The sequence below is a fragment of the Streptomyces sp. NPDC052721 genome (assembly GCF_040678315.1).
Taxonomy (GTDB): domain Bacteria; phylum Actinomycetota; class Actinomycetes; order Streptomycetales; family Streptomycetaceae; genus Streptomyces.
Genome location: NZ_JBFATL010000006.1, coordinates 14,410 through 31,137, shown reverse-complemented (window position 1 = coordinate 31,137; position 16,728 = coordinate 14,410). Strand labels below are relative to the sequence as shown.

Below are 16,728 nucleotides of genomic sequence, written 5' to 3'. Positions count from 1 at the left end.
CGCGGACGGCGGTTGATCCGCGCCCGCACACGCGGAAGCCCGGAGGGAATGCCCTCCGGGCTTTCTCTGTTCTGGGTGGCAAGAAGTTCAACGCTCAACTAAAGTGGGCGTACCAAGGAGGTACCCACCATGCCTGCAGTGACCGTCGAGAACCCGTTGACGCTGCCCCGTGTGACCGCTCCCGCCGACGCCGTGGCACGCCGCGTGCTCGCCGTCACGACCGCCCCGAGCGGTTACGAGGGTGAGGGCTTCCCGGTGCGCCGGGCGTTCGCGGGGATCAACTACCGCCACCTCGACCCGTTCATCATGATGGACCAGATGGGCGAGGTGGAGTACGCGCCGGGCGAGCCCAAGGGCACACCCTGGCACCCGCACCGCGGCTTCGAGACCGTCACCTACATCATCGACGGCGTCTTCGACCACCAGGACAGCAACGGCGGCGGCGGGACGATCACCAACGGCGACACCCAGTGGATGACCGCGGGCTCGGGCCTGCTGCACATCGAGGCACCGCCGGAGTCCCTCGTCGTGTCCGGCGGCCTCTTCCACGGCCTGCAGCTGTGGGTGAACCTCCCCGCCAAGGACAAGATGATGGCCCCGCGCTACCAGGACATCCGCGGCGGCAACGTCCAGCTGCTCACCACCCCCGACGGCGGCGCGCTGCTGCGTGTCATCGCCGGTGAGCTGGACGGCCACCAGGGCCCCGGCATCACCCACACCCCGATCACGATGATCCACGCGACCGTCGCCCCGGGCGCGGAGATCACCCTGCCGTGGCGGGAGGACTTCAACGGTCTGGCGTACGTCCTCGCGGGCCGCGGCAGCGTCGGTGCCGAGCGCCGCCCGATCCACCTGGGCCAGACGGCCGTCTTCGGCGCCGGGTCCTCGCTCACCGTCCGCGCGGACGAGAAGCAGGACTCGCACACCCCGGACCTGGAGGTCGTCCTCCTCGGCGGACAGCCCATCCGGGAGCCGATGGCCCACTACGGCCCGTTCGTCATGAACACCAAGGACGAACTGATGCAGGCCTTCGAGGACTTCCAGAAGGGCCGGCTCGGCAGCATCCCGGCGGTCCACGGGATGTCCGAGGGCGGCATCTGACCCCTCCCCGGCGAAGCCGGCGGCCATGAACGAGCCGCCGGACACCGCCGGCTCCCGTCGACCCCGGCCGCACGTCGGCCGGGGTCGGCGTTTCCTCACCCGCCCGGACCCGCGTCACAGGACAGTTCCGGCGCCGCGTGATCCGCTGGACGCGTGCAGTTCCTACCCGTCGCTGTCCGCCGGTTCGCCGCCTGGTGTGCCGTGCTGCTGCTCGCCGCCGGGGTCGGGTGGGTCGGGGTGCGGCTGTGCGCGGAGTTCCGTACGGCCGTCACGCCGGTGCTGCTCGCCCTGCTCGGGACCGCGCTGCTCGGGCCGTTGTACCGGCGGCTGGTGCGGGCCGGGGTGCAGGCGTCGGTGGCGGCCGGGCTCACCTGTGTCGCCGTCGTGGCCGTCGTCGGCGGTGCCGTGTACATCGTCGCCGCCGCGCTCGTCGACACCGGCGCGGAGATCCTCGCCTCGCTGCGGGACGCGGCCAAGGGCGTCGCGCGGCACTTCGGCGCCGCCGGCACGAGTCTGGACGACCTCGCCGCCAACGCCCGTCAGCTGCTGGGCAGGTTCGGCAGCACCGCCGCGTCCAACGTCGTCAGCGGCGTCAGCGTCGTCGCCGAGTCCATCGCCATGGCCGTGCTCGCCCTGCTGCTCGTCTTCTTCTTCCTGCGCGACTCCCACCGTGCCGTGGCCACCCTGCGATCGGTCGCCCCGGGCGGCAGCGCCGAGGTCCTGGAGGCCATCGCCCGGCGGTCCTTCGCCGCGGTGGAGGGGTTCATGCGCGGCACGACCCTCATCGCGCTCATCGACGCCCTGTGCATCACCGTCGGCCTGCTGATCCTCCGGGTGCCCGGCGCGATCGGGCTCGGCGCGCTCGTCTTCGTCGCCGCCTACATCCCCTACCTCGGCGCCTTCCTCTCCGGCGCGGTGGCCGTCCTGGTCGCCCTCGCCGACCGGGGCTTCGTCATCGCGCTGTGGGTGCTCGGGGTGGTGCTCGCGGTGCAGGTGCTGGAGGGGCATGTGCTGCAACCGGTGATCCAGAGCCGGACCGTGCAGATGCACCCGGCCGTGGTGATGCTGACGATCACCGCGGGCGCCTCCGTCGCGGGCATCCTCGGCATGCTCCTCGCGGTCCCGCTGACCGCGGCGGCCTTCGGGGCCGTCCAGGAGCTGCGGGGGCGTCAGGCCACCTCCTCCGACGCGCCGGCCCCGGAGTCCCCCGGCTCGTAGAGCTCGAACCAGATGCTCTTGCCCTCGCCCCGCGGGTCCACCCCCCAGCCGTCCGCGAGGAGTTCGATCAGCATCAGACCGCGTCCGGAGGAGGCCAGCTCGCCGGGGCGGCGCTTGTGCGGGAGGTCGTCGCCGGTGTCGAAGACCTCCACCCGCAGCCGCCGCCCGGGCCCCTCGCCCATGACCTCCGCGAGCAGCAGTGCGTCGGCGTCCGTGTGCACCAGCACGTTGGTGACCATCTCGGAGACCAGCAGCACCGCCGAGTCCACCTGCTCGGCCGACGCCCAGTCGTGCAGCAGCCCGCGCAGGTGCTGGCGGGCCTCGGCGATCCGCTCCGGCTCGTCCTGCGCCACCGACAGCAGCGTGCGCCGCACCGCCGGCCGTACCGCGGCGGTGTCGCCGCGCGCGCGGCCCTCACCCGGCCGGCACAGCAACAACAGCGCGATGTCGTCCTCGCGGCGGTCGGCCAGCGGGCCGGTGGTGTGGTGCGAGGACGGCCCGTGCACGCCCTGCACCAGCGCGTCGGCCAGCGACTCCAGGTCGCCCTGGTGGTCCTCCAGGATCGCGCGCAGCCGGCGCCAGCCGCTCTCCATGTCGTGCCCGCCGGTCTCGATCAGGCCGTCGGTGCACAGCATCAGCGTCTCGCCGGGTTCGAGCGTGAACCGGGTCGTCGGGTAGTCGGCGTCCGGATCGAGGCCCAGGGGCAGCCCGCCCGCCGTCGGCCGCGTCATCACGGTGCCGTCCGCCATCCGGATCACCGGGTCCGGGTGCCCGGCGCGGGCGATCTCCAGCCGGCCGGTCGGCGGGTCCGCCTCCACGTACAGACAGGTCGCGAAGCGGAGGTCGGACAGCGCGTCCTCCCCGGCGGCATGGGTGAGGCCGTGCAGGAAGCGGGAGGCGCGGGAGAGGACGGCGTCCGGGCGGTGCCCCTCGGAGGCGTAGGCGCGCAGCGCGATCCGCAGCTGGCCCATCAGGCCGGCCGCGCGCACGTCATGGCCCTGGACGTCCCCGATGACCAGGGCGAAGCGGCCGGAGGGCAGCGGGATCATGTCGTACCAGTCGCCGCCGACCTGGAGTCCGCCGCCGGTCGGGATGTACCGGGCGGCCACCCGCATCCCGGGGACCTCGGGGCCGAGCGACGGCAGCATGGAGCGCTGGAGGCCCTCCGTCAGCTCCCGCGCGGACTCGGCGGCACCGGCCCGGGACAGCGCCTGGGCGAGCATCCGGGCGACCGTCGTCAGGACCGCGCGCTCATCCGGGGTGAACGCCACCGGATAGGTGAAGGCGGCCATCCAGGCGCCCATCGTGCGCCCGCCGGCCGTCAGCGGCAGGAACGCCCAGGAGCGGCGCCCGAGGTGCCGGGCGAGCGGCCAGGTCGCCGGGTAGCGGTCCCGGTAGGCCTCGGGCGAGGACAGATACACCGCGCGGCCCGTGCGGACCACCTCGGCCGCCGGATAGTCGGTTTCCAGCGGCATGTTCGAGAAGGGGCCCATGTCGGCGGGGGTGTGCCCGTGCTGCCCGGTGATCGTCAGCCGGTCGCCCTCGACGCCGAACACCACGAGCCCGTCGGGCGAGAACCCCGGCATCGACAGGCCGCCCGCGACCCGCAGCACCTCCGCCGTGGACCGTGCCTCCGCCAGCGCCCGGCCCGCGTCCAGCAGGAACGCCTCCCGGGAGCGCCGCCAGTCACCGGTGACCGCGCTGCGGGCGGCCGCCGTGCCCGGGGTCGGCTCGGTCACCTCCTGGAGGGTGCCGATCAGCTCGTACGTGTGCCGGTCGGGGTCGAAGGACGGCTTCGACCGGCTGCGGACGACCCGCAGGATGTTGCCGTCCCCGTCCATGATCCGGATGCGCACCTCGGCGAGGGTGCCCTCGGCGACGGCCAGCCGCACCACGCCGGTGATCTCGTTCCAGTCGACGGGATGGAAGCGGGCCCGGGTCTGGGCCTCCGTGAGGGTGGTCGGCTCCGCGGGCAGGCCGAGCAGCCGTGCCGCCTCCGCGTCCACGGTGACCAGCCCGGTGTCCGTGTCCCAGTGCCAGAGCCCGGTCGCGAGGGCGGTGAGGACGTCCTCCACGGACGGCAGAGGCTCGCCTGTGCGCATTGCCCCACTTTATGGAGAGGTGGGTGAAGCCTGCCACCGTAGGCGGGCGAGCGGTGAGCGCGGTCATGGTGGGAGCCGATCTTGGGGTGCCCGGTACCCTTGGGGTGGCCTAGGCCGTACCCGCCTGGCGACACCCGATCCGCAAAGACTGGATGAACGACGATGCATCGGTACAGGTCCCACACCTGCGGCCAGCTCCGCGCCTCTGACGTCGGCACCGACGTCCGGCTGAGTGGCTGGCTGCACAATCGGCGCGACCTGGGCGGCATCCTCTTCATCGATCTCCGTGACCACTACGGCATCACGCAGCTGGTCGCGCGCCCGGGCACCCCCGCGTACGAGGCTCTGGACAAGATCTCCAAGGAGTCCACGGTCCGCGTCGACGGCCGCGTTGTTTCACGTGGAACCGAGAACGTGAACCCCGACCTGCCCACCGGCGAGATCGAGGTCGAGGTCGCCGAGGTCGAGCTGCTCGGCGCGGCACAGCCCCTGCCCTTCACGATCAACACCGAGGACGGGGTCAACGAGGAGCGGCGCCTGGAGTACCGCTTCCTGGACCTGCGCCGCGAGCGCATGCACCGCAACATCATGCTGCGTACGGCCGTGATCTCCGCGATGCGCCAGAAGATGGCGGCGATGGGCTTCAACGAGATGGCGACGCCGATCCTGTCCGCCACCTCCCCCGAGGGCGCCCGCGACTACGTGGTCCCCTCCCGTGTGCACCCGGGCAAGTTCTACGCGCTGCCGCAGGCCCCGCAGCAGTTCAAGCAGCTGCTGATGATCTCCGGCTTCGACCGCTATTTCCAGATCGCGCCCTGCTTCCGCGACGAGGACGCCCGCGCCGACCGCTCGCCCGGCGAGTTCTACCAGCTCGACGTCGAGATGAGCTTCGTCGAGCAGGAGGACGTCTTCCAGCCGATCGAGAAGCTCATGACGGAGCTGTTCGAGGAGTTCGGAGGCGGCCGTCACGTCACCTCCCCCTTCCCGCGCATCCCGTTCCGCGAGGCGATGCTGAAGTACGGCTCGGACAAGCCGGACCTGCGTGCCCAGCTGGAGCTGGTCGACATCACCGACGTCTTCGAGGGCTCGGAGTTCAAGGCCTTCGCGGGCAAGCACGTGCGCGCGCTGCCGGTGCCGGACGTCTCCGGCCAGCCCCGCAAGTTCTTCGACCAGCTCGGTGAGTACGCCGTCGAGCAGGGCGCCAAGGGCCTGGCCTGGGTGCGCGTGGCCGAGGACGGCTCGCTGTCCGGCCCGATCGCGAAGTTCCTCACCGAGGCGAACGTCGCGGAGCTGACCAAGCGCCTCTCCCTGGCCCCCGGCCACGCCGTCTTCTTCGGCGCGGGCGAGTACGACGAGGTCTCGAAGATCATGGGCGCGGTCCGCGTCGAGGCGGCCAAGCGCGCGGGCCACTTCGAGGAGGGCGTCTTCCGCTTCTGCTGGATCGTCGACTTCCCGATGTACGAGAAGGACGAGGAGACCGGCGCGATCGACTTCTCGCACAACCCCTTCTCGATGCCGCAGGGCGGTCTGGAGGCCCTGCGGACCCAGGACCCGCTGGACATCCTCGGCTGGCAGTACGACATCGTCTGCAACGGCGTCGAGCTGTCCTCCGGCGCGATCCGGAACCACGAGCCGGAGATCATGCTCAAGGCCTTCGAGATCGCGGGCTACGACCGGGAGACCGTCGAGGAGAAGTTCGCGGGCATGCTGCGCGCGTTCCGCTTCGGCGCCCCGCCGCACGGCGGCATCGCCCCGGGCGTGGACCGGATCGTGATGCTCCTCGCGGACGAGCCCAACATCCGCGAGACGATCGCCTTCCCGCTCAACGGCAACGCCCAGGACCTGATGATGGGCGCCCCGACCGAGCTGGACGAGTCCCGCCTGCGCGAGCTGCACCTGACCATCCGGAAGCCGCAGCCCAAGTAGGCAACCGAGCAGGCGCCCGGCCGTGCGCGCCGATCTGTCCTGACCCGCTCTTGACGATCGGCGCGCACAGCCGTCTCCGGGCCCGAGCGCGGGTACGTCACCTTCCGGACGGTCTTCCCCGGCTGGTACCAGGGCCGCGCTGTGTGCACATCCACGTCAAGGTGCACGTCGACGGCACCTGGACGGACGCCGGGTACGAGGGCGGCCACCCTGCCACACCGGGCAGCCCTGGGCGTGGCCCCGGACGAGACGCACGACGGCGGCTGAGCCGGCTCACTCGCCCTGCTCGTCCGTATCGGTGTCCGGGGACGCGCCCTCCTCCAGCAGCCGCTCGGCGATGTCGTCGGACCAGTGCTGGGCCCAGGCGCGCAGGGCGACGATCCGGGGCTCGTCCAGGCCGTGGCGGAGGAAGTCCCCGTCGGAGTAGAAGTCCGTGCCCGTCAGCCGGGACTGCAGCGTCGGCAGGTCGAACGGGTCATGGGCGTGCCGGCGGCCGAGTTCCTCCAGATCGGGCAGGGAGAACCGGGCCGCCGCGGCCTGCGCGTCGATGAGGTCGACGGCGGCGCCCCGGTCGTACAGGGCCCGGATCTTCGTGCCGACGGCGTCCGCCAGGGAGAGCGCCGGACCGTACCCGGTCAGTTCCGGCGGCTGCCAGAACGCCTCCTTGTGCAGCGCGAGCGCGCACGGCTCGCCGGTCGGCGGGTCCGTGACCGTCAGCTGTGCGGTGCGCGCGGTGACCGCGCCGGCCCGCACCCGCCGCCCCCGCGCCTCCAGGGCCGCACCGACGGCACCGGCGATGTGCTCCATGGCCTCGGCGCTCTCGGTGGCGAAGTCCAGGTTGGCGTGCGGGCGGCGGAGCAGTCCGTGCGCCTGGAGGGCGTAGCCGCCGGCCAGGACCAGACCGTACGGGCCGCCCGCCGCGACGACGTCCGCGAGGAGCCGGCGATGGGGTTCGGGGATGTCCACGGGAAGATCTTTCCGGCTTCCGGCCGCTCATGCGCGACGAGCGGCCACTTTTCCCGCCGCGGCGGCCACTGAGGAGGCGTAAGGCACGTACGACAGACCCCCAAGGACTCCTCCGCGGCAACGGAACGGCCCGGGAAGCGCGCGCTTCCCGGGCCATTCCGCTCGCATCACGGCTCAGGCGGCCGGCTTCTCCTCCAGACGCGGGAAGAGGACCGCGCCCTTGGTGATCGTGGAGCCCGCCGGCAGCTTGCCCCACTCGCCCGCCTCCTGGACCCGCTGCTCGGCCAGGGCACCGAGGCCGGCCTCCGCGCCCAGGGAGTCCCAGAGCTTCTGGGAGGTCTCCGGCATGACCGGGTTCAGCAGCACGGCCACCGCGCGCAGGGCCTCCGCGGCCGTGTAGAGGATCGTCGCGAGGCGGGCCCTGCCCTCCTCGGACTCGTCCTTGGCCACCTTCCACGGCTCCTGCTCCGTGATGTAGCCGTTGACCTGCTTGACGAAGTCGAAGACGGCCAGGATGCCGCCCTGGAAGTCCAACTCCTCGCCGATACGGCGGTCCGCCTCGGCCACGGCCTTGGCCAGGCCGTCGTGGATCGCCTTCTCCGCCTCGCCGTCGGCCGTCGGCTCCGGCAGCGTGCCGCCGAAGTACTTGCCGACCATGGCGGCCACGCGGGAGGCGAGGTTGCCGTAGTCGTTGGCCAGCTCGGAGGTGTACCGGGCGGAGAAGTCCTCCCAGGAGAAGGAGCCGTCCTGGCCGAAGGCGATGGCCCGCAGGAAGTACCAGCGGTAGGCGTCCACACCGAAGTGCGAGGTGAGGTCCTGCGGCTTGATGCCGGTCAGGTTCGACTTCGACATCTTCTCGCCGCCGACCATCAGCCAGCCGTTGGCCGCGATCCTGCCGGGGAGCGGGAGGCCCTGGGCCATCAGCATGGCGGGCCAGATCACCGCGTGGAAACGGAGGATGTCCTTGCCGACCAGGTGGACGTCGGCGGGGAAGGTGGCCTCGAACTTCTCCTGGTTCTCGTTGTAGCCGACCGCCGTGGCGTAGTTCAGCAGCGCGTCCACCCACACGTAGATCACGTGCTTGTCGTCCCAGGGGATCGGGATGCCCCAGTCGAAGGTCGAGCGGGAGATGGAGAGGTCCTGCAGGCCCTGGCGGACGAAGTTCACGACCTCGTTGCGCGCGGACTCGGGCTGGATGAAGTCCGGGTTGGCCTCGTAGTGGGCGAGGAGCTTGTCGGTGTACTCGCTCAAGCGGAAGAAGTAGTTCTCCTCGCTGAGGATCTCCACCGGCTTCTTGTGGATCGGGCACAGCTTCTGGCCCGCGAACTCACCCTCGCCGTCGAGCAGCTCGCCGGGGAGCTTGTACTCCTCGCAGCCGACGCAGTACGGGCCCTCGTAGCCGCCCTTGTAGATCTCGCCCTTGTCGTACAGGTCCTGCACGAACTCCTGGACGCGGTCGGTGTGCCGCTTCTGCGTGGTGCGGATGAAGTCGTCGTTCGCGATCTCCAGGTGCTCCCAGAGAGGCTTCCAGGCCTCGGTGACGAGCTTGTCCGCCCACTGCTGGGGCGTCACCCCGTTCGCCTCGGCCGTGCGCATGATCTTCTGACCGTGCTCGTCCGTGCCGGTGAGGTACCACACCTTCTCGCCGCGCTGACGGTGCCAGCGGGTGAGCACGTCGCCTGCGACGGTCGTGTAGGCGTGGCCCAGGTGAGGAGCGTCGTTGACGTAGTAGATGGGGGTGGAGACGTAGTACGCCTTACCACCCTGCTTCTCGGATCCAGTGGCCGCCATAAGTCGAAATCCTACTGGCCCGCCGAAGATCGACTCACATGCGTTTCGGGGGGTGGACGGGGTGGACGGACGTCCACCCCCCGGGTGGAGTCACGGGCGCCAGGTGGCCAGTACGCCCTCGTAGAACTCCGTGTCGGTCAGCTCGCGGGGGGTCGGGCCCGCGTGGAAGAAGGACGTGTTGCCGGTCTTCAGCTTGCGGAGGTAGTCGAAGGCCTTGTTGTCGTGGTCACCGAAGGCGACGAAGGAGAAGAAGAGGGCGGGGTGGCCGGCCGCCGTCTCGGTGAGGGACTGGGTGGCGGGGGTCTTGGCGTCCGGGGCGCCGTCGGTCTGGAACACGACCAGGGCGGGGGTGCCGGGCGTGGCGTTCTTCTCGTAGTGCGCCACGACCGCCTGTACGGCGGCGTGGTAGCTGGTACGACCCATGCGGCCGAGGCCGGCGTGGACGTCGTCGATCCTCGTCTCGTGGTCCGGGGCGAGGGTGAGGTCGGTGGTGCCGTCGATCTCCGTGGAGAAGAAGACGACGTGGACGGTGGCCTCCGGATCGAGGTGGGCGGCGAGGGCGAGGGTCTGGTCGGCGAGGGCCTGGGCGGAGCCGTCCTTGTAGTACGGCCGCATGCTCGCGGAGCGGTCGAGCACGAGGTAGACCTTGGCGCGGGTGCCGGTGAGGCCGGTCTTGCTGAGGGTGGCCGCGGCGGCCTTGTAGGCGGTGGTGAGGGAGGGGGTGCGGGACTGTACCCGGGTGAGCGGGACGGCGGGGTCGAGCTTCCCCACCGCCTCGGCTTCGCCTTCGGCGTCCGTGTTCCCACCCGCACCACCCGTGCGGCTCTCGTCGTCGGCCGCGGGTGGCCCCTGTGGCGTGTCCTCGCCGTCGGCGGCCTGCGGGGCGGTGGTCGCCTCGGCGGCTTCGTCGGCCTCCGCTTCCGCGTCCGCCTTCGGCTGAGCCTCAACCGCCGCTTCCGCCTCCGGCTCGGCCGCCGGTTCCGTTTCCGCCTCCGGAGCAGGCCCGGTCGTCTGCTCCGCCGCCGTCTCCGGCTCGGTCGTCTCCGTGCTGGCCGGCGACGGTTCCGTAGCCGTGCCGGCCCCCGGCTCCGGAGCAGGAACCGCTGCGGTCGGTTCCCGCGCGGGCTTCTCCTCCGCGGGCACGCTCTGCTCAGCCGCCGGCCCGGGCTCCTCGGTGGTCTGCGTCTTGGCCTCGGCCTCGGCCGTGGCCGGGTGCTCGGTCGTCTCCTCGGCCTCCGGCTCAGCCTCCGCCGGGGTCGTCGGCGTGTCCTTCTCCTCGGCCTCGTCCTGGATCTCGGTGGTGGCCGAGTGCTCGGTCGTCTCCTCGGCCTTCGGCTCAGCCTCCGCCGGGGTCGTCGCCGTGTCCTTCTCCTCGGCCTCGTCCTGGATCTCGGTGGTGGCCGGAGACTTCTCCTCGGCCTCGTCCTCGATCTTGGTGGTGGCGGGGAGCGGGGGCTTCTCTTCGGTCTTCTCCTCGGTCAGGTCCTGGACCTCGGCCGTGGCCGGAGACTTCTCCTCCGCCTCGTCCTGGACCTCGGCCGTGGCCGGGTGCTCGGTCGTCTCCTCGGCCTTCGGCTCAGCCTCCGCCGGGGCGGTCGGCGTGTCCTTCTCCTCGGCCTCGTCCTGGATCTCGGTGGTGGCCGGGAGCGGAGGCTTCTCCTCGGTCTTCTGCTCGGCCGTGGCCGGAGTCGGCTCCTCGGGCCCTTCCTCCGTCCTTTCCTCAGGCTTGTCCGTCGGCTGCGCCGGGGTTTTCACCTTGTCGAAAGCCGCCGCCACCAGTTCGTGTTCCTCGGAGGTGTGGCGGGGTTCCGGGACCGAGGGGGAGTGCGCGGGGGTCTCGGTCGCACCCTCCGGCTCGGTGGCTCGTGCTGTGCGTGAGCGGCCGAATGCGTTCCGCAGGAGAGTGAGAATGCCCATGTGCGCAACCCTTCGTGAGGTGTAGCCGTCAATCCCTGGCCAGGACGGACACGTAAGGTTAGCGGCCCCGGATCGCGGGAGCGGTCAGCGCGGGGAGGCGATCGCGCGGGCCGCGGCGACCTCCTGGCGCAGGGGTTCCAGGACGCTGCCCGCCGGGCCGGTCAGGTCGGTGCGGACGGCGATGAGGGTCTCCGCGTTCCGTACGCCCTCCGACAGTTCCCGCAGTTGCAGGCTGACCTGGGTGATCTCGGCCGTGGAGGGCGCCGGCGCCCCGTGACGGACGCGGACGCGGGCGGCCGTCGTGGCGTCCACGATGCGTTCCACGGCGACGACCAGCGGCCACCACGCTGCGGCGCGCCGGCCGGTCGGCGGTGGTTCGGTCAGGGCCCGCTGGAACTCTGTCCGGATGACGGACAGGTCGCGGTAGAGGCGGCGGCGCATGCGGGCCCGGGCGGGCGGGTCGGCGTGCGGGCCGAAGGCGGCCTCGACGTACGCCGCCGTGTCGGCCACCGCGTCGGCGAGGCGGTCGCCCACCCGGGTGTGCCAGCTCTCGGGCCACAGGAGGTAGCCGGCGGTCAGGGCGACGGCGCAGCCCAGGAGGGAGTCGGCCAGCCGGGGCACCAGCAGCGCCGTGCCCTGGTGGTTGAGGACGTCGGAGAGGATGAGGATCACCGGGGTGATGGCGGCCGTCTGGTAGCCGTAGCCGCGGGGGGTGAGGGCCGGGATGAGGGGGGCGAGGAGGAAGAGGACGGGGACGTCCCACCAGCCGAGCGGGACCTCGGCCAGCACCACGGCCGCGATCAGCAGGCCGGCGACCGTGCCGAGCGCGCGCAGCAGGGCGCGGGAGAAGACCGAGCCGAAGTCGGGCTTGAGGACGAAGGTGATGGTCAGGGCGACCCAGTAGGAGCGCGGGACGGGGATCAGGGAGACCAGGGCCTGCGCGATGCCGATGCACACCGCGAGGCGTACGCCGTAGCGCCAGGAGTTGGCGGACAGCACGACGTTGCGGGCCGCGCGGGCGGTGCGGATGCCGAGGGCGGCCGGCCGGCCCAGGCGGTCGTCGATGCCCCGGGGGTCCACGTCGGGGGTGGTGACGACCTCGGCGGTGTGGCGCAGGGCGTGGTCCACCGCCCGGGCCGTCTCCGTGGTGGGGACGGGGAGGTGCAGGGCCGGGAGGGTGCTCGCCCCGGTGGCGACGGCGTGGGCCAGGTGGTGGAGGGCTTCCGGGATCTGCGGGGGGAGCGGGCGGGCCGCCAGGTGGGCCGCGGGGGCCGCCTCGATCACCGGGGTGATCGCGTTCAGCTGGGCGAGGAGGCGGGTGAGGTCCGGGCTGCGGCCGTGGTGGCGGGCGCGCCGGGCCAGGATCAGGTCGTAGGACTCGTTCAGGGACTGGGTGACGGTGCGGCGGGCCTCCTCGTACTCCTCGGTGCGGTCGGTGCCGGCGGTGGCGAGGAGGGTGGCGACCGTGCGGTAGGTCGCCGCGACCGCGGCCCGTTCGGGCACGCCCGCGCGCAGCGGCCAGGCCAGCAGCCCGAGGACGAGGACGAGGAGGCCGCCGCCGGTCAGCAGGGTCGGGGCCAGCCACCAGGGGGAGGGGAGGGGGAGGCCCGCGCCCACCACGCAGTTCAGCAGCAGGACCAGGCCGGAGACCGAGGCGACCGCGCCGATCGTGGAGATCATGCCGGAGAGCAGGGCGACGCCGGTGACCGCGGCCACCGCGTACCAGCCGTGCCCGTACACCAGGGTGCCCAGGGTCACGCCGGCCGCGCCGAAGAGCTGCGGTACGGCGATGTTGAGGACGCGCATGCGGTAGGCGTCGGCGGTGTCGCCGATGACGCCGGACAGGGCGCCCATGGAGGCGAGGGCGCCGTAGGCCGGGCGGCCGGCGGCGAGGCCGAGCGCCATGGGGAGGGCCATGGCGACGGCGGCGCGGGCCACGGCGGCCCAGTTGACGGGGGCCGGCTGGGGTTTGAGGTTCCGGACCAGCCAGTCGGGAGGGGTGAGGCTGATGGGGAACTCTCGGGACATGCGCCCATTATCACCGGGTTGATCCATCCGGGTCAGGCCCGTCGGTGCACGGTTCAGTCCCGTCGGTGCAGGGTGAGGTCCACGACGAGGGCGCGGTGGTCGGTGCCGGGCACGCGCAGGAAGCGGGCGCCGGTCGCGGTGAAGTCCCGGGAGACCAGCACGTGGTCGATCTGGACGCCGATGGCGGAGGCGGTCCGGGAGGGCCAGCTGGGGGTGCGGTCGTGGCCGGCGAGGCGGGCCGCGTCGGTGAGCCCGGTGTCGAGGACGCGCCGGAAGGCCGCGTGGTCCTGGGAGGCGTTGAAGTCCCCGGCGAGGATCGTGGGGCGGTCGTCGTGGGCGGCGGCGAAGGCGCGGAGCCTTGCGAGTTCGCGGCGCCACAGGCCCACCTGGTCCGGCAGCGGGGGCATGGGGTGGGCGAGCTGGAGGCGTACGGCGTGGCCGCGCACGTCGGCCACGGCGCCGGGCATGCCCAGCGTGCCGCGGACGCCCGCGGCGGGTTCGAGCGGGAAGCGGCTCAGGACGACCGAGCCCTTGGAGCCGTCCTGCTCGACGGCCCGGCGGTGCGGGTAGACGCTCGCGAAGTCCCCTTCCAGGGTGGCCCGGCAGCCGGCCTCGCACTCCTGGACGAAGACCACGTCCGGCCGCCGGTCGCGCAGGACCGGGACCAGGGCGGGCGTGCCGCGGCCGGACTCGACGTTCGCGGTGAGCACGCGGAGCCGGGCGAGGGGTGGCCCGCCGGGCTCGGCGGTCTTGCCGTACGGCTCCAGGTACCAGGCGAGCAGCCCGAGGACGGCGACCCCCCAGACCAGGCCCGGCCACCAGCGGGCGAGCAGCGCGCACAGCAGCGCGAAGCCGGCCGGCGCGAGCAGCCAGGGCAGGAAGGCGAGCAGCTGGGGTACCGGGGTGATGCCGTCGGTGTCGGCGACCCGGCAGCCGACGACCACGCTCACCCCGGCGAGCAGCAGCCCGGCACACCAGGTGCCGGGCCTGCGTCCGGGGTGCTGGGTCACGGAGCGAGCCTACGTTTCACCCGTCCAGCCGCGCCAGGAACTCCGCCAGCGCGCGGTTGAACTCCTCCGGCCGTTCCAGGTTGGGCAGATGGGCGGCGCCCTCGATGACGTGCAGGACGGAGTCGGGGAGGGCCGCGTGCATCGCCTCGGCGCCGGCGACCGGGGTGTAGGTGTCGTCGGCGCCGACCAGGACGAGGGCCGGCACGGGCAGTGTCGCCAACAGGGCGCGGTAGTCGGGGCGTTCGGCCCGGCCGCGCAGCGCGGCGGCGGCGCCCTCGGGGGAGGTGGCCGTCATCATGCGGTGCACGTGGGCCTTGACCTCCGGGTCGGCGTAGGGGGCGACCATCTTCTCCAGCACCTCGTCGGCGTAGCCGCGCATGCCCTCGGCGAGCAGCCGGCCGGCCATGGCCTCGCGGCTCCTCCGGCCCTCGGGGGTCTCGGCCTCGGGGAAGGTGTCGGCGAGGACGAGGCCCCGGATCCGGTCGCCGAGGCGGGCGGCGCACTCCATCGCGATCTGGCCGCCCATCGACAGGCCGGCCAGGACGAAGGTGTCCACGCCCAGGTGGTCCAGGAGGTCCGCGATGTCCTCGGCGTGGCGGGCGAGCGGGACCTTGCCGGGGGTCACGGGGGAGGCGCCGTAGCCGCGCAGGTCGGGGGCGATCACCCGGCGGGCCGCGGCGAACTCGGTGAGCTGCGGCTGCCACATCGTGCGGTCGAAGGGGTGGCCGTGGACGAGGACCAGGGGAACCCGGGAGGAGATTCCGGGGTCTTTGTCCTCGAATGCGAGGAAGGAGGGCATGGCAACGACCCTAGGGTGCCGCCATCGCTCGGTGCAATAAGGTCTTTGCCCTCGGTGCAATCCAATCAGACGGCGAACAGGGGGAGTTGTGGACGACTACCGGCGCATCGCCGACCGGATCGCCGCCGACATCACCGGTGGACGGCTGCGGCCCGGCCAACGGCTGCCGCCCCAGCGGGCGTTCGCGCGCCGGCACGGCATCGCGCCGTCGACGGCCGGACGGGTCTACGCCGAACTCGTGCGCCGCGGGCTGGTGGTGGGCGAGGTCGGACGCGGCACCTTCGTGCGGGCCACCGCGCCGGACGGACAGCCCGGGATCGCCCTGACCGAGGCGGCCGGCGCCCCGCTCGTCAACCTGGAGCTGAACTACCCCTCCGTGCCCGGCCAGGCCGAGCTGCTCGCCCCGGCCCTGGCCTCGCTGCTGCGGCCCGACGCGCTCGGTCAGGCGCTGCGGCCGGCCCCGGCGGCGGGCACCCCCGCGGCCCGGGAGGCGGTCGCCGCCCTGCTCGCCCACAGCGGGCTGCGGACGGGCCCGGAGCGGATCCTGTTCACCGGCAACGCCCGTCAGGCCATCGCCGCCACCCTCGCCGCGCTGGTCCGGCCCGGCGGCCGGGTCGGGGTGGAACCGCTGACGTATCCGCTGGTCAAGGAGATCGCGGCGCGCCTCGGCCTGGTCCTCGTCCCGCTCGCCACGGACGTGGAAGGGCCCCTGCCGGAGGCGGTGGCCGCCGCCCACCGCAGCGCCCCGCTGTCCGCCCTCTACCTCCAGCCGGCCCTGCACAACCCGACCTCGCGCACGATCGGCGCTGGGCGGCTGCGGGAGCTGGCCGACTGTGTCCACAGGCTGGGGACACCGGTGGTGGAAGACCGGATCTGGGCCTTCCTGGACACCGGCGGCACGCCCCCGCTCGCCGCGCTGGCACCCGGCCTGGTCCACCTCGTCGACAGCCTGTCCAAGCGAGTCGCGCCCGGCCTCACCGTCGGCTTCGCCGTCGTACCGGACGACCGCGTGGAGGCGGTGGCGCGGGCCGTCCGCTCCGGCGGGTGGAGCGCGGGCTCCTTCGCGCTGGAGGCGGCCGTGCGCTGGCTCGGCGACGGCACCGTGGAGCGGCTGGTGGCCGCCAAACGGAAGGACGCGCGGCGCCGGCAGCGGCTGGTCGCCGAGAAGCTGGCCGGGTTCGCCGTACGGTCCGACCCGGCCGCCTACTTCGCCTGGTGGGAGCTGCCCGCACCCTGGCGGGCGGACACCTTCACGGCCGCCGCACGGACGCACGGCATCGCCGTCACCCCGGGTACGGCCTTCTGCGTCGACCCCAGCCGGACACCGGACGCGGTCAGACTCGGGCTCGGGTCGGTGTCGGAGGCCCGGCTGGGACACGCGCTGGAGACACTCGCCGGGGTCGCGCGGGGCGGGCGAGTCTGAGCAGCCTGGGGGGTGTGCGCGGGGTGCCGGCCAGGGTGTGGGCCTGAGTCGGTGCCAGGGTCGTGCGGGGCGGGGCAGCCGGAGGTGGTGGGTGAGCCTGGCGGTGAGGTGGGCCGGGAGTCGGCAGCAGTCTGTGATGGTGCGGGAGTGCCGGTCAGGGTGTGGGCCGGTGCCGGTGCCGGTGCCGGTGCCGGTGCCGGTGCCGGTGTCGGTGTCGGTGCCGGGGCCGTGCGGGGTGGGGCAGCCGCGGGTGGCGGGGGAGCCGGAGGTGGTGGGTGAGCCTGGCGGTGACGGCGGGCCGGGAGTCGGCGACAGTCTGGCGGTTGCGCGCGGGGTGCCGGCCAGGGTGTGGGCCGGTGCCGGTGCCGGTGCCGGTGCCGGTGCCGGTGTCGGTGTCGGTGCCGGGGCCGTGCGGGGTGGGGCAGCCGCGGGTGGCGGGGGAGCCGG

General features: G+C 73.0%; 11 protein-coding genes and 2 pseudogenes. 5 read left to right on the top strand and 8 right to left on the bottom strand.

Annotation, left to right across the window (positions count from 1 at the left end):
• Nucleotides 1-129: 129 nt before the first annotated feature.
• A complete protein-coding gene (locus AB0L21_RS08255; RefSeq protein ID WP_365700024.1) occupies nt 130-1,101 on the top strand; it encodes a pirin family protein in 972 nt (323 codons plus the stop codon).
• A gap of 153 nt (nt 1,102-1,254) precedes the next feature.
• The gene (locus AB0L21_RS08250; protein WP_365700022.1) at nt 1,255-2,319 is read left to right on the top strand and encodes an AI-2E family transporter; all 1,065 of its coding nucleotides are present in this window, start codon (nt 1,255-1,257) and stop codon (nt 2,317-2,319) included.
• Here the strand turns inward: AB0L21_RS08250 and AB0L21_RS08245 are convergent.
• On the bottom strand, nt 2,271-4,421 hold the full coding sequence (locus tag AB0L21_RS08245; protein WP_365700020.1) for a SpoIIE family protein phosphatase: 2,151 nt from the start codon (nt 4,419-4,421) through the stop codon (nt 2,271-2,273). The genes AB0L21_RS08250 and AB0L21_RS08245 overlap by 49 nt on opposite strands.
• Before the next feature lie 162 nt (nt 4,422-4,583).
• Between AB0L21_RS08245 and aspS the strand changes: the two genes are divergently transcribed.
• Together aspS and AB0L21_RS08235 are read left to right on the top strand one after the other, a co-directional pair.
• Nucleotides 4,584-6,347: an aspartate--tRNA ligase gene (aspS, locus tag AB0L21_RS08240; protein WP_365782877.1), complete on the top strand. Its 1,764-nt coding sequence runs from the start codon at nt 4,584-4,586 to the stop codon at nt 6,345-6,347.
• A gap of 87 nt (nt 6,348-6,434) precedes the next feature.
• A pseudogene (locus AB0L21_RS08235) lies at nt 6,435-6,573 on the top strand (dioxygenase); the annotation flags it as partial.
• 47 nt (nt 6,574-6,620) lie between these two features.
• On the opposite strand, the gene AB0L21_RS08230 reads toward AB0L21_RS08235, so the two are convergent.
• The 6 genes from AB0L21_RS08230 to AB0L21_RS08205 form a co-directional block, all read right to left on the bottom strand.
• Nucleotides 6,621-7,313, bottom strand: a complete 693-nt coding sequence (locus tag AB0L21_RS08230) for a nucleotidyl transferase AbiEii/AbiGii toxin family protein (protein ID WP_365782875.1) — start codon at nt 7,311-7,313, stop codon at nt 6,621-6,623.
• A gap of 174 nt (nt 7,314-7,487) precedes the next feature.
• The gene (metG, locus tag AB0L21_RS08225; protein WP_365700014.1) at nt 7,488-9,104 is read right to left on the bottom strand and encodes a methionine--tRNA ligase; all 1,617 of its coding nucleotides are present in this window, start codon (nt 9,102-9,104) and stop codon (nt 7,488-7,490) included.
• A 90-nt stretch (nt 9,105-9,194) separates the two neighbouring features.
• Entirely contained in the window at nt 9,195-11,021 is a 1,827-nt protein-coding gene (locus AB0L21_RS08220) for a VWA domain-containing protein (protein ID WP_365782873.1), read from the bottom strand.
• A gap of 84 nt (nt 11,022-11,105) precedes the next feature.
• Nucleotides 11,106-13,049, bottom strand: coding sequence for an FUSC family protein (locus AB0L21_RS08215; protein WP_365782871.1), 1,944 nt, complete (start codon nt 13,047-13,049; stop codon nt 11,106-11,108).
• Nucleotides 13,050-13,102: 53 nt separating this feature from the next.
• On the bottom strand, nt 13,103-14,059 hold the full coding sequence (locus tag AB0L21_RS08210) for an endonuclease/exonuclease/phosphatase family protein (protein WP_365782869.1): 957 nt from the start codon (nt 14,057-14,059) through the stop codon (nt 13,103-13,105).
• Between the two features lie 16 nt (nt 14,060-14,075).
• The gene (locus AB0L21_RS08205; RefSeq protein ID WP_365782867.1) at nt 14,076-14,858 is read right to left on the bottom strand and encodes an alpha/beta fold hydrolase; all 783 of its coding nucleotides are present in this window, start codon (nt 14,856-14,858) and stop codon (nt 14,076-14,078) included.
• Between the two features lie 88 nt (nt 14,859-14,946).
• Between AB0L21_RS08205 and AB0L21_RS08200 the strand changes: the two genes are divergently transcribed.
• Complete coding sequence (locus tag AB0L21_RS08200; protein ID WP_365782866.1) at nt 14,947-16,281, top strand: PLP-dependent aminotransferase family protein; 1,335 nt, start codon at nt 14,947-14,949, stop codon at nt 16,279-16,281.
• Nucleotides 16,282-16,435: 154 nt separating this feature from the next.
• Here the strand turns inward: AB0L21_RS08200 and AB0L21_RS08195 are convergent.
• Nucleotides 16,436-16,728, bottom strand: a pseudogene (locus tag AB0L21_RS08195) (hypothetical protein); the annotation flags it as partial.

Coding starts and splice junctions, on each gene's coding strand:
- AB0L21_RS08255 (WP_365700024.1), top strand. CDS start 130: ATGCCTGCAGTGACCGTCGAGAACCCGTTGACGCTGCCCCGTGTGACC.
- AB0L21_RS08245 (WP_365700020.1), bottom strand. CDS start 4,421: ATGCGCACAGGCGAGCCTCTGCCGTCCGTGGAGGACGTCCTCACCGCC.
- aspS (WP_365782877.1), top strand. CDS start 4,584: ATGCATCGGTACAGGTCCCACACCTGCGGCCAGCTCCGCGCCTCTGAC.
- metG (WP_365700014.1), bottom strand. CDS start 9,104: ATGGCGGCCACTGGATCCGAGAAGCAGGGTGGTAAGGCGTACTACGTC.
- AB0L21_RS08220 (WP_365782873.1), bottom strand. CDS start 11,021: ATGGGCATTCTCACTCTCCTGCGGAACGCATTCGGCCGCTCACGCACA.
- AB0L21_RS08215 (WP_365782871.1), bottom strand. CDS start 13,049: ATGTCCCGAGAGTTCCCCATCAGCCTCACCCCTCCCGACTGGCTGGTC.
- AB0L21_RS08205 (WP_365782867.1), bottom strand. CDS start 14,858: ATGCCCTCCTTCCTCGCATTCGAGGACAAAGACCCCGGAATCTCCTCC.